The sequence below is a fragment of the Shouchella sp. JSM 1781072 genome, assembly GCF_041949915.1.
Taxonomy (GTDB): domain Bacteria; phylum Bacillota; class Bacilli; order Bacillales; family Bacillaceae_D; genus Shouchella.
The window spans coordinates 120,437-133,793 of record NZ_JBHFQE010000001.1 but is presented as its reverse complement, the minus strand read 5'-3'; the positions used below and the strand labels follow the sequence as shown (position 1 = coordinate 133,793).

The 13,357-nt window shown below is 39.6% G+C and carries 13 protein-coding genes; 1 reads left to right on the top strand and 12 read right to left on the bottom strand.

Features of this window, described 5'->3' with window-relative positions; genetic code table 11:
- Nucleotides 1-47 precede the first annotated feature (47 nt).
- The 10 genes from ACE1TH_RS00680 to ACE1TH_RS00635 all read right to left on the bottom strand — a co-directional run bounded on the left by ACE1TH_RS00680 (nt 48) and on the right by ACE1TH_RS00635 (nt 11,246).
- Nucleotides 48-1,220: a hypothetical protein gene (locus ACE1TH_RS00680; RefSeq protein WP_375078222.1), complete on the bottom strand. Its 1,173-nt coding sequence runs from the start codon at nt 1,218-1,220 to the stop codon at nt 48-50.
- A 91-nt stretch (nt 1,221-1,311) separates the two neighbouring features.
- Entirely contained in the window at nt 1,312-2,778 is a 1,467-nt protein-coding gene (locus tag ACE1TH_RS00675; RefSeq protein WP_375078221.1) for a S41 family peptidase, read from the bottom strand.
- A gap of 149 nt (nt 2,779-2,927) precedes the next feature.
- Nucleotides 2,928-4,334 (bottom strand): murein hydrolase activator EnvC family protein, encoded by a 1,407-nt coding sequence (locus ACE1TH_RS00670; RefSeq protein WP_375078220.1) that lies wholly within the window; start codon nt 4,332-4,334, stop codon nt 2,928-2,930.
- A gap of 32 nt (nt 4,335-4,366) precedes the next feature.
- Nucleotides 4,367-5,257: a permease-like cell division protein FtsX gene (gene ftsX, locus ACE1TH_RS00665; protein WP_099301718.1), complete on the bottom strand. Its 891-nt coding sequence runs from the start codon at nt 5,255-5,257 to the stop codon at nt 4,367-4,369.
- Nucleotides 5,247-5,939: a cell division ATP-binding protein FtsE gene (gene ftsE, locus ACE1TH_RS00660; protein ID WP_099301719.1), complete on the bottom strand. Its 693-nt coding sequence runs from the start codon at nt 5,937-5,939 to the stop codon at nt 5,247-5,249. The genes ftsX and ftsE overlap by 11 nt, the downstream gene beginning before the upstream one ends.
- A 194-nt stretch (nt 5,940-6,133) precedes the next feature.
- Nucleotides 6,134-6,457, bottom strand: a complete 324-nt coding sequence (locus tag ACE1TH_RS00655; RefSeq protein WP_099301720.1) for a c-type cytochrome — start codon at nt 6,455-6,457, stop codon at nt 6,134-6,136.
- A gap of 62 nt (nt 6,458-6,519) precedes the next feature.
- Nucleotides 6,520-7,627 (bottom strand): peptide chain release factor 2 gene (gene prfB / locus ACE1TH_RS00650; RefSeq protein WP_255223788.1). Its coding sequence is split into 2 segments (ribosomal slippage): nt 6,520-7,554 and nt 7,556-7,627, totalling 1,107 coding nucleotides; the frame shifts between segments, so codons are not numbered across the junction.
- A gap of 26 nt (nt 7,628-7,653) precedes the next feature.
- On the bottom strand, nt 7,654-10,179 hold the full coding sequence (gene secA / locus ACE1TH_RS00645; RefSeq protein ID WP_375078219.1) for a preprotein translocase subunit SecA: 2,526 nt from the start codon (nt 10,177-10,179) through the stop codon (nt 7,654-7,656).
- Between the two features lie 147 nt (nt 10,180-10,326).
- On the bottom strand, nt 10,327-10,890 hold the full coding sequence (gene hpf, locus ACE1TH_RS00640) for a ribosome hibernation-promoting factor, HPF/YfiA family (protein WP_375078218.1): 564 nt from the start codon (nt 10,888-10,890) through the stop codon (nt 10,327-10,329).
- A 158-nt stretch (nt 10,891-11,048) separates the two neighbouring features.
- Nucleotides 11,049-11,246, bottom strand: coding sequence for a cold shock domain-containing protein (locus tag ACE1TH_RS00635; protein ID WP_035420575.1), 198 nt, complete (start codon nt 11,244-11,246; stop codon nt 11,049-11,051).
- A 433-nt stretch (nt 11,247-11,679) separates the two neighbouring features.
- On the opposite strand from ACE1TH_RS00635, the gene ACE1TH_RS00630 reads away from it, so the two are divergent.
- Nucleotides 11,680-12,528, top strand: coding sequence for a DUF6612 family protein (locus ACE1TH_RS00630; protein WP_375078217.1), 849 nt, complete (start codon nt 11,680-11,682; stop codon nt 12,526-12,528).
- 93 nt (nt 12,529-12,621) lie between these two features.
- Here the strand turns inward: ACE1TH_RS00630 and ACE1TH_RS00625 are convergent, their stop codons facing one another.
- Nucleotides 12,622-12,966: a flagellar protein FliT gene (locus tag ACE1TH_RS00625; protein WP_375078216.1), complete on the bottom strand. Its 345-nt coding sequence runs from the start codon at nt 12,964-12,966 to the stop codon at nt 12,622-12,624.
- Nucleotides 12,963-13,355, bottom strand: coding sequence for a flagellar export chaperone FliS (gene fliS / locus ACE1TH_RS00620; protein ID WP_099301726.1), 393 nt, complete (start codon nt 13,353-13,355; stop codon nt 12,963-12,965). The genes ACE1TH_RS00625 and fliS overlap by 4 nt, the downstream gene beginning before the upstream one ends.
- Nucleotides 13,356-13,357 lie beyond the last annotated feature (2 nt).

The following is a 13,357-nucleotide window of genomic DNA, read 5'->3' as shown; positions in this document are numbered from 1 at the left end:
TTCCAATACAGGATTAGTCGTCTTTTTATGAGGTTATTTTATTTGATTCAAATAATGGAGTTACTCAGTTTCTCTTGTTTTCGCACAAGCAAGACACCTAGTTGATAGTGCTCGCCATTATAGAGAGGCCCTTGCACGAAGCGCTTCTCGCCATCTTTATCTTTCACTTCAATTTTACAATAAACAGCATTTTTCTGAAGCGCTTGATAAAGCGTCGTCTCGTCAAATACAATCATTCCATTTACCTTTGTTAATTCCTCGCCAATTAAAATGTTCATTTTTCCAGCAGGACTGTGAGGGAGTACCCCTACCACACGACAGCTCTCTTCTTCCTCCGTAAAAAAAGCAGGATCTTTTTTTGCTTTTTGCCAAATAGACAATTGCAATGTGAGATGAAGAAGCCCCATCAATCCTAGTATACTTGCAAACAGCCATGCATTCGGATAAAAGGTTACGATAATTGTAGATACCGCAGCTATGATTGCTAATAAAAGATATATACGTGTATGTTGATCCGTACGTCGACGCATCTGATTACGCGTTTGCAATTTGAATCCTAGAAAAATCGGAAACAGAACAGGCTGAAGAGCCAAATTTCCTACTGTAAACAACGGCCATGACCAAGGAAGGGAAACGATGCCTTCAGGAATAAAGAATACAACTGGTATAATCCACAACCGATTTATCTTGTGAATGCCGACATACCGTCCTCTTTTCCCTTGTTCTAACTGTGGAGACACTAACTTCGAACCGTTTTTTCGAATTAGCACCGCTTGCGCTAGTAAGCAGACGGTCATTATAAATAAAATTGTCGGAAAAATGAAAGAGGCTCTCATTGAATCATCTATGTTAGGAACTGCAATTACTTGTGGTACGAGTACAAGATAAAGTCCAACAAGTAAAAATAAATAAGTCGGTGTCACGAGCTGCATTTGTCCAGTTACTAGTAACAGCAGCGTTGCCACTCCTATTGCAATCACAACATCAATCGGCAATAACGCCCCAACTGCAACTGTGGCGATACTAATTAGTACACCCGCCACAAAAGAAGGAATGATACTAAATAAAAAATCGGCCCGTCGTGCATATACCCGCGTATGAAATGATTCTCGTTCTAGCTTTACACGTTGATTTGCAATAAAAAAGAGTACGAGTAAACCAATATAAACAACAGGATTTAAAAAAAAGCTCGCTAGTGCAATTACGATTGTATCTACCATAACTTGTCCTCCAGCACTTACTTAAAAAGAGATATCTGTGCTAGTTCATACAGATATCTCTTTTTCATGCATGTAATACTTCTTATTATACTTATGATGCTTGCTCAGCAGCAAGTTCAATCGCTCGATTTAATTGTGCATCATTTTCCACATCTCGAATATGAGCGCGTATTTCTTCTTGAATCATTTGCGCAGTATCTTCATCGAGTTGACCATTAACGTCTAAATCATGCGTTTCTTGAAACTCAGTTATCGCACTTTCGGTCTGGTCATCAAAATAGCCATCTGTTCGTCCTACTTCATATCCCAATCCTTCGAGCATGCTTTGTGCACGGCCGATTTGATCGGATACTTGGTCTTGTTCAAAAGCCTCTTCAATGGAAAGGGCAACTGAGTAAAAATAATCTGGCTGATCAACTTCAACAGTCGGTTCAACACCATCTTGATCAATGGTATTTCCGCCTGCAGTTAGCCATCGATCGGTCGTAATCTTCAAGGCACTTCCATCGGTCATTCGAATTGATTTTTGGACGGTACCTTTACCGAAAGTCGTGTTTCCAACAAGATCATAGCCTCCTGATTCTTTTAGTGCTGCAGCGAGAATTTCGGAAGCTGAAGCGCTACTTTCATTTATTAAACCAACAATTGGATACGGTTTACGATCATCTAAATCGGATTCATAGCTTTCAATACTTCCATTGCTATGCTCAATTTGAACAATCGGGTTATTTTCAGGGATTATTAGGTTTCCGATATTTTGTGCGCCATCTAAATAGCCACCTGGATTATTCCGAACATCCACAATCAAACCATCAATGCCTTCATCTTCTAATTCCTGTAACAACTCTTCAAACTGACTCCCCACATCTTCAGAGAACGATGTAATTTCTAAACGGCCAATTAATTGACCATCCGCTTCAAATGTATCTGCACGGACTGCATCCACTTGAATTCGATCTCGTTCAATTGTGACATCAAAAGGTTCACCTTGTTCGCCTCTTTGAATCGTCAGCGTGACATCCGTACCACCTTCGCCACGAATTAGCTGAACCGCTTCATTTACGGAATAGCCTTCGATCGACTCTCCATCAATTTCTACGATTGCATCATTTGGTAAGAGACCCGCCCGTTCCGCTGGAGATTCTCTCATCGGACTAATAATAGACACATAGCCATCCACCATACCAACTTCTGCACCAATTCCTTCAAAATGAGAGCTCAATGATTCCTGGAAATTTGCTGCTGATTCGACATCCATATAATCTGAGAAGGGATCTTCTAATGTCTCAACCATCCCACTGATAGCCCCTTCAACCAGCTTTGTTCGCTCTACTTCAGAAACGTAATTATTTTCAATCGTTGTTAATGCTGTTTCGAATTTCTCCATCAACTCATCATCATCTAATAGCACTTCTGGAACATCAACATCTTCACCACTTGAAGAAGGCGGTGTTTCATTTGAAGCCCCAAACTGAATTCCATCATTTATAAAAAAGACAGCAGCTACAGCAATAATGACCATCACCGATAAAGTAAAAATCAACTGCTTTAATTTCAAAACGCTTCACCACTCCCAATGAGTTAGACATACAATTCAAGCATTATATTTATTCTAAGTCGTTCTCAGCCTAATGTCAAAACTCGTTTGTCCTATTTTTGTCAAAAAATTTAAAAATAGCGCCCCTGTAGGTGGACGCTATTTTCGTTTTATATATAATTCATTGGATCAACAGCATTTGTACGAGCCCAGTTAAAGGCACCTCTATGTACTTCAAAGTGTAGGTGTGCGCCTTGTGAATCCCCAGTATTCCCCATTGTGCCTAGTTGGTGGCCTTGACCAACACGTTGACCCGCACGAACATCAATTCGATCTAAGTGTGCATATACAGTTGTATATTGTTGACCATCCATTTGGTGCGTAACAAGTACCCAATTACCAAAACCACCATCGTGGTATCCTGCTTCAACAACGGTTCCGTCTAATACAGATACGATTGGTACATCGCCACTTCTGCCATTTTTCCCAATATCAATGCCCCAATGTTGTCTTCCCCAACGTGGACCAAATTGAGAAGTAACGGTTCCTGTTGCAGGTCGAATAAAGGAAGATGAGTTGTTTGCTGATGGAGCTGCTGCAGTCGTTTGGACCGGAGCATTGTTTCCACTAGACGACGGTGTTGCTGATTTTGATGCACGCTCCGTTGTTTCTGCTTTAGAAGAAGATTCTGCTTTAGCAGATTCTGCTGCTTCTTCTGCAGCTCTTTCCGCTTCTGCAGCTTTACGCTCTTGTCTTTCTTTCTCTTCTTGTTTGCGACGCTCTTCTTCTTCACGTTTTCTTTCTTGCTCTTCTTCCCACGCAACAAGCTCAGCTTCAAGAGCGGCTTCTTGCCCTTCTAGCAATTCTTCATCAGAAATAATCGCATTTAATTCGTCTTGAAGTTGTGCTTCTTTGTCATTTAAATCATTTTGCAAATGCTCTAATTCACCTTGTTGGCTATCCAATTCTTCTTGAACGGTTTTTAAAGCTGCTTTATTTTCTTCTACTTTTGCTTTTTTCTCTTGAACTTCTTCTTTTGCAATATGTAGACGTTCTTCATCTGCAACATGCTCGTCTAGTAACTCTTGGTCGCTTTCAGCAATGGTTGTAATTGCACTAAAACGCTCAATAAAATCCCCGAAACTTTGCGCACCAAGCAAGACTTCAATATAACTTACTTCTCCGTCTGTTTCATATGCTGCAACGGCACGCTCTTGCAAAATTTCTGTACGCTCTTCAATGCGCTCTTCAATAATCTTGATTTCTTCTTCAAGCGCTTTGATTTCCTCTTCAAGCTGAACAAGTTCAGCTTCTGTGTCATTTAGCTTTTGCTCGTTTTCATCTTGTTTTACCGTCAATGTTTGAATTTCACTTGAAAGTTCATCAAGCTCGCTTTCTAGCTCTGTAATTTCAGAACGTGTTTCGTTAGCGGATTCTTGGTTTGATGCTTGCTGTTCACGCACCTGATCTAATTTTGAATTGATTTCTGTATTTGCCATTGCTGGTTGGACCCCAGTAAATAGGAGAGCCGCTGCTGCAGTTACTGCAACAGTCGCTCTTATCGTACGTTTTTTCAACCCTTTTTCCCCCTTGATAATGAATATACCTTTTACACTTTTAAAAATTTCCTCACAGACATGACGCTTCCCCATATACCAACGCCAAGTCCAACAACCACTAATAAGATTGATAATTGTAAGATTAATAGGTTAGGTGCAAGTAAATCATACGGTACGCTCTGTAAAAAGCTCGCCGATTGATTGTATAAATAAGTGTAGCCGAAGCTTATTAGTAAAATAGGAACGATACTTCCTAAAATCCCTAATAACATCCCTTCAATTAAAAACGGCCAACGAACAAAACTATTTTTCGCACCTACTAATTTCATAATTTGAATTTCATTTTTTCTCGCTAAAATTGTTAATTTAATTGTATTTGAGATTAAGAACATCGCCGTGAATAATAGTGCAGCTACAACAACAGCTCCTGCTACTCTTCCTGTGTTCGTAATCGTAAACAGATCAGAAATAATTTCCTCTCCATAAGAAACTCTTCCTATATATGGATGTTCATCTACTGACTGAGCAATTTCTTCCGTTAACTGAGGTGTTGACGCAATAATCCGTAGTGCATCTCTTAATGGATTGTCTTCTCGTAAGCTCCCCCAATAATCCTCTCCGTCTGTTGAGGCAATTAAGTTTTCAAGCCCCTCTTCTTTATCAATAAACTCTACTTGTGCAACATCATACTCTTCATTCACTTCTTCAATTAAGTCATTGATTTCAGCTTCGTCTGTCCCTCTTTCAATAAAAGCTCGAATTTCGACATTATCTTCAATTGTTGAAGCGATATGATTCCCGTTTAAGAAAACGATCATAAAGAAACCAACAATGACGAGCATAACGGTTACAGCACTTATTGATGCAAATGTCATCCAACCGCTACGTCCAATATTTTTAAACCCTTCACGGATATGACGCTTGGCTGCATTAAACTTCATAACCGTAGTTCCCCCTAGCTTCATCACGTACAATGCGTCCAGCTTCGATCGCAATCACTCGGCGCTTTAGCGTGTTCACAATTTCTTTATTGTGCGTAGCCATGATAACTGTTGTACCAAGAGCATTAACGTTTTCTAAAATGTCCATGATGCTCCAAGCTGTATCAGGATCGAGGTTTCCTGTAGGCTCGTCCGCAATTAAAATATCCGGTCGATTGACAACAGCTCGCGCAATCGCTACACGCTGTTGTTCACCACCTGACAGTTCACTTGGATAAAATTTCGCCTTACTTTTTATCTTAACAAGCTCTAATACTTCCATTACTTTTTGCTTGATTTTTGAAGGGTGTTCTTCAATAACCTCTAGTGCAAAGGCAATATTCTCATATACTGTAAGCGATTGAAGCAGCTTAAAATCTTGAAAGACTACGCCAACTCTTCTTCTTAAGCTAGGCACTTCTTTGTGTTTCAGTTGAGATAAATTCACGTTATCAATGTAAATTTCACCTTTAGATACTTGTTCTTCTCGATATAATAAGCGAATAAATGTAGATTTACCGGCGCCACTTGGACCAACGATATAAACAAACTCGCCTTTATTAAACTGAACAGACATACCATTTATTGCTTTCACGCTGTTAGGATAGACTTTCCAGACATCCGTAAGCTGTATTAAACTCATTTCATCACAACCTTTAATCAATAATCCCAAGGTCAATTGTTGTTATTTGTCATGTTTTGCAGACATTTAGTCACGCTTCGCGGTTATTATATCATTAGATAAGCGCTAAAAATATTACATTTCTATTTCAATTGAGGTTTACTGTCAGATATTAGCGGGTAAACATGGCGAACACAAAAAAATGAACTGTATGGTTACAGTTCATTTAGCCACTTTGCCAATGCTTCTCGATCTTCTTCTTCGACTTTTTGAGGTGCCATATAGCCGATACCATCTTTTATAATTGCCTCAATTTCTTCAGCCGAATAATCTAAGCCAATTAACGTCGGCCCTGTTGCTCCTTGCAGCTGATCTCCGTGGCACGTAATACAGCTGTTTTCTTGATAAAGTTCATATTCATCACCACTAAACGTTCGTTCCTCACTATCCTGTACTTGGGTGGAATCATCACCTTTAGAACCACATCCACTTAATAAGAGAAGAAACGTCACTATACTTACGGGTACATACGGCTTCAATAACGTCCCTCCTCATTAGCAACATTCAAGCAAAAAACCGGCTACTAAGCCGGTTTTATTTTCTAGTCAATGTTAATAGTTTGACGTAAATACGCATCAATAAACGGGTCTAAATCCCCATCCATCACGGCATTCGAATTTCCATTTTCATGATTTGTGCGATGGTCTTTCACCATCGAATACGGGTGGAAGACATATGAACGAATTTGACTTCCCCAACCAATTTCTTTTTGTTCGCCACGAATTTCGGCAAGTTGTTGCTCTTGTTCTTCAATTTTTAATTGATAGAGCTTTGCTTTCATCATTTTCATCGCTTGTTCGCGGTTTTTAATTTGAGAGCGTTCACTTTGACACGTAACAACCGTATTCGTTGGAAGGTGGGTAATACGAACAGCGGAATCAGTCGTATTAATATGCTGACCACCTGCACCACTGGCGCGATACGTATCAATTTTTAGATCTTCCGTATTTAATTCAATATCGACGGTATCGTCTAACTCGGGCATGATTTCACAGGAAACAAACGATGTGTGCCTTCTTCCAGAAGAATCAAATGGCGAAATTCTCACCAAACGATGGACGCCTTTCTCCGCTTTTAAATACCCATAGGCATTATGTCCTTTAATGAGCAATGTTACACTTTTCACCCCAGCTTCTTCACCAGGTAAATAATCAAGGGTTTCAACCGAGTAGCCTCGCTTATCAGCCCAACGCGTATACATTCTTAGAAGCATCGAAGCCCAGTCTTGGGATTCTGTTCCACCAGCACCAGGATGAAGTTCTAGAATGGCATTGTTTTTATCATAAGGCTCGCTTAGTAAAAGCTGCAGTTCAAATTGGTTCATTTTCTCTATAAGCGCTTTTACCCCGTTTTCTAATTCAGCCGCTAGCTCAGGATCGCCTTCCTCCCGAACTAACTCAAGATTCACTTCTAAATCTTCGTAAGCCTCAGCCATATCTTTAAACGTATGCACTTGATCTTTAAGGCCGTTCGTTTCCGCAATCACTTTTTGAGCTTCTTCTTGGTTATTCCAGAAACCAGGATCAGTCATTTTCTCCTCTAGCTCAGCAATTCGCTCTTCTTTATCTGCGACGTCAAAGAGACCCCCTAAAGTCCGTTAATCGTTTCTCTAAAGCCGTTAGCTCTTGCTTAATTTCTACTAAATCCAACGCTTCCACCTCTTCATTTATCAAACTTAGCCGTTTGCACCGCAACAGTTTTTATATTTCTTGCCACTTCCACAGATACACGGATCATTTCGACCAATGTCTTCTCCTTTGCGGACAGGCTTTTTCTTCGCTTGTTTTTGTTCATCATTATTCGCTGACGGTTGAACAGCTTTTCCTTGCGCCACTTCTTGTCGCTGTAAGTTTTGCTGAACTTCAGCTTTCATGACGTACATCGACACTTCTTCTTCAATCTCAACAATCATCGCTTCAAACATATTGAAGCCTTCGAAACGATATTCACGAAGCGGATCGTTCTGCCCATATGCACGTAAATGAATCCCTTGTCGCAACTGATCCATCTGATCAATGTGATTCATCCATTTACGATCGACTGTACGAAGCATGATTACTTTTTCAAATTCACGCATTTGCTCAGGAGACACTTCGGATTCTTTCTGATGATAAGCCGTGCGAACTTTTTCCGTTACAAGCTCCACAATTTCCTCTTGTTCCAGACCATTAATCTCTTTTTCAGTTAATGCCCCTTCAGATAACAACTGTCCATTAATATACGTGACAATCGCTTGATAGTCCCATTCTTCCTGCACAAGGGAATCTGGCGTATGCGTTTGGACAACATGGGCAACCGTTGCTGTTAGCATATTTTCTACAATAGACCGTAAATTGTCTGACTCAAGCACTTCCATCCGCTGCTTGTAAATAATTTCACGTTGCTCGCGCATGACATCATCAAACTGCAAGATTTGTTTACGGGCATCATAGTTATTTCCTTCCACACGCTTCTGCGCTGTTTCCACGGCTCTAGATACGAGCTTAGATTCAATTGGCTGGTCTTCTTCCATACCAAGGCGCTCCATCATGTTACGCATATTATCTGAACCAAAGCGTCTCATGAGTTCATCTTCCATAGACAAGTAGAACTGCGAGGAACCGACATCTCCTTGACGACCAGAACGTCCTCGTAACTGGTTATCAATACGACGAGATTCATGTCGCTCTGTTCCTAGTACGTGAAGGCCACCTACTTCTTTCACACCAGGTCCTAACTTAATATCCGTTCCACGCCCAGCCATATTTGTGGCAATGGTCACAGCGCCTTTATGACCAGCATTTTCAATAATTTCCGCTTCACGCTCATGGTTTTTCGCGTTTAGCACATGGTGCGGGATACGTTTTTTCGTTAACATTTTCGAAACAATCTCGGACGTATCTACATTCACTGTACCTACAAGAACCGGTTGTCCAGCTTTATGTAGCTCCGCGATTTCGTTCACAACCGCATTGAATTTCGCTTGCATCGATTTATAAATTAAATCAGAGCGGTCATCTCTAGCGATGTCTTTATTTGTTGGAATAACCATAACATCCATACCGTAAATATTTCGGAACTCTTCTTCTTCCGTTTTGGCAGTACCGGTCATACCTGCAAGCTTTTGATACATTCTAAAATAGTTTTGGAATGTAATGGAAGCGAGCGTAATGCTTTCTTTTTGCACTTGCAAATTTTCTTTCGCTTCTAACGCTTGGTGTAAACCGTCACTGTATCTTCGGCCTTTCATAAGTCGGCCTGTAAATTGGTCAACAATCACTACCTCGCCGTCTTCTACTACATAATCGGCATCACGTTGCATAGCTACATGTGCTTTTAATGATTGGTTAATATGGTGATTAAGCGAGACATGCTTTTGGTCATACAAATTATCAATATTAAAGGCACGCTCGGCTTTATTAACCCCTTCATCGGTTAATTGAACCGCTTTTGTCTTTTCATCATACGTATAATCCTCATCTACTTTGAGTACACGCACAAATGTATTGGCTTGCCCATAAAGCTTTGTTTTTCGCTCAACCGAACCTGAAATAATTAATGGGGTACGAGCCTCATCAATTAAAATGGAGTCAACTTCATCAATTAACGCAAAATGAAGAGGACGTTGAACCATTTGATCTTTATAAAGAACCATGTTGTCACGTAAATAATCAAAGCCAAGCTCGTTGTTCGTGCTGTACGTAATATCTGCAGCATAAGCTTTTTGTTTCTCTTCTCGGGTTAAACCGTTTTCGTTTAATCCAACTGTTAACCCTAAAAATTGAAATACGCGACCATAATTCCCTAAGTCACGGCTAGCTAAATAATTATTAACAGTAACAATATGAACACCTTTCCCAAGTAACGCCTGTACATAACAAGCTGAGGTACCAACAAGCGTTTTCCCTTCACCTGTTTTCATTTCGGAAATATTTCCTTGGTGCAAGGCAAGCGCTCCAAGTAACTGCACACGGTAAGGGTACTCATTGAGCACTCGTTTCGACGCCTCTCTTACAGTGGCTAGGGCAGGAACAACAATGTCATCAATTGACGTACCTTCTTCAATTTGTTGCTTAAATTCTTGTGTTTTATTTCTTAATTGGTCATCCGAGAGCTTTGTCATTTCATCAGCTAAAGCCTCAACTTGATCAATCACTTTTTCATTTTTCTTTAATTGCTTTTGAGCAGGATCGCCTACTACTTTTCGAAGTAATCCGAGCATCTTCATCTTCCTCTCTTAACGGCAATACACGAAACGATTCTTTTTACATGATCATACCTTATATTAGCAGTTTAAACAGTGGCTTACAAGACTGCTTGCCCACCTGTCAACATTAAAAAGTGTCAGCGCATGGCTGACACTTTCATTTTATGCTTCTGACTCAATTAACCCGTATTTCCCATCTCTTCGACGATACACAACGTTTGTGCTTCCACTATCAGCATCAGAGAAGACAAAGAAATTGTGACCTAGTAAATCCATTTGCAAAATTGCTTCTTCTGCATCCATTGGTTTTAAATTGAATCGCTTCGTTCGAACCACTTCTAAATCATTTTCGTCTTCTTCTTCAATGATTTCTTCTCTTAAAGGTTCCAAGTCGTTTTTAAACATATGCTTGAGGCTACCCTCTTGTCTAAATTTACGATTGACTTTCGTTTTATGCTTTCTAATTTGGCGTTCTAACTTTTCGACGACTACGTCGATTGCTGCATACATATCCGCATTTGTTTCCTCGCCTCTTAATAAGAGCCTTGGCATTGGAATAGTAACCTCTATACTTGATTCGCTACTATTAATGATCTGTAGCTTTACATTTACATCCGCAATTGGAGTGGTATCAAAGTATCGTTCAAGCTTTCCGACCTTCTTTTCCACATACTCCCTAATTGCTGGCGTTACCTCAATGTTTTCACCACGAATATTATAATGCATCGTTGAACTCCTCCTTTTCCCTTGCTTACTTCTACATTTCCCTCTAAAATCCTTCTTAAACATTGAAGATTTGACAAAATCAATACAAAAAACCCACCCCATTAAGAATGGAGTGGGTTGAGCATTAGCTATTATTCATATCCTTACAGGAATGTGAATTAAAGCTTAACTACGTTTGCAGCTTGTGGTCCACGAGCGCCTTCAACGATTTCGAATTCTACATCTTGACCTTCGTCAAGAGTTTTGAATCCTTCAGAGTTGATTGCTGAGAAGTGTACGAATACGTCGTCTCCATCCTCACGCTCGATAAAACCAAAACCTTTTTCTGCATTGAACCATTTTACTTTTCCTTGCATGTTTCACATTCCCTTCGTTACATAAAATTTCATTATATGGTGTTATACCACAGATTCAATATACCAGCACGATTCATATAAGTCAAACTCTTTCTTCAAATTACGAGTCGGCATTTTGTCTGATTATGTCGATCAAATTCTCTTAAATTGTTAACGCTTTCTATTAAGAGTTAATAGAATACAAGTTTTAAGTCAAACGTAAAAATGATGGAAAATATGAAATTTGTCGAAAGTTTTTCCTAGAATTTTTTTCGACATGAGTCCTGCTTCTGTTTCTTCCATAATATAGAACGCTTTTCTTTTGAAAAAGTAGCCTTGGTTCTAATTTCCTATTTGCAACTTATACGACTTTTGTTACAATGTCACAAGCGCTTGTAACACAAATGTAATATTATTAAAGGGCGCTCACTCAAATTAGCAGGAGTAGATGACCATGTTACACAAAAATTGGCTATATTCAAGTGTGACTTTATCAATCCTTCTCGGGGCATGTTCATTATCCGATATCGAAACGGATGAACCGAGACAATTACCAGATGAGACAGAGAAGATGAATCATCAACCTTCAGATGACCAAAGTCATGCTCTCATTGAAAACGCCATTGCTGCTGAATCAACACTTGAAAATTACAGTGCAAATATAAAAATGACAGATTTTATTTCATTCAGAGACGAACAAATTCAAAAAGTAACCGATGGAACCCTTTCTTATCAAAAAGAACCAGAGGTTATCTATTCAAATTTTGCTCGATATGCCATGACGGATGCTGGCAAGATTGATCAAGTCGAGGAAGCACTCGGTTTATTAAAAATTGATGATATGCTTATTTCAAACCATAATAATGATGGATGGGAAGAGATTAATGAAACAGCGGAGGTAGGGTCTATTTTGTCCTCTGACTATTCACCTCAAAACCAACTATCTCTTTTACAGGGGATCACAGAATTTGTTTCTGTACGGGAATATGACGATCTGTATGTATTAACCATAGAAGCAACCAATGAGGAGCTCGATGATATGGCATTACATATGGATTTGTTTGATCAGTCCTTATTTGGACTTGAAGAGATTGACTTGCGAAATAGCTCCTATCAGGTTTCACAGCTTGATTTTATGCTATTTATTGATAAAGAAACGTATCTCCTTGAAAAATCAAATACTGTATTTGAATTTATTATTGATGCTCCAGCTGAAGAATATGCGGTACGAAAAGACTTAACCGTGACACGCTCGAGTGTGAACAGTCCAGAAGGCATCCAATACCCATCTGTTGCACAATAATTACGAAGAATCCCTTGCACCATGCACAGGGATTCTTTTTTTATCAGAAAAAACACACCCCAGTTTACAAACTAGCGCATGTTCACATTTCATTTATATCGTTTTTTTATCTAAAAATACGCCGGATTGGCTTCTTCCATATGCCTGCTGGTATCTTTGACGCCCTTCTTTTTGCTTGGTAAATCGACTCATCTCTTTTTTTATTGCTTCAAGCTGAGTTGAAAGAAGCTCTTTGATCCGCTTTTCTTCTGTTAAATTCAACGGCTCATGTGCGTCTTGCTTGATTAACTCATTAATGACGTTTTGTCGATTTTCTAGTAAACGCATCAGCTCTTCAATGTAACCATCTCGATCAAGATCCTCATTAGGTAAGCCATTAGAAAGGTGGGTAACAAGGTTCGTGGTATGCGCCGCCAAGTTCTTTTCTACCGTTGTCAATTTACGTCAGCTCCTCCATAACGTTGCTGGCGCTCCAACCGAATAACTTCTTTCCACGTATCTCGAAATTCCAGCATATATTGTTTTGCTTCATGTAAAGAAGATACATCGCTTTTTATATTCGCCTCAACTAAATGATGGTGAATATACTCATACATTCGCATCATATTTTGGCCAACTTCACTGTCAGTTTTTAGAGTAATCATGAGCTCCTTTACAATCGCCTCTGCTTTTGTTAACGCTTCGTTTTTTTGTTGAAACTGTTTTGCTTCAATGGCTTCTTCTGCTATTCTCAGTTGTTTCAGACAGCCATTGTAAAGCATAAGCGTTAATTCTCCCGGAGAGGCTGTTTGGACGGATTGTTGTTTGTACGTCGCTTGTTTTAGCATAC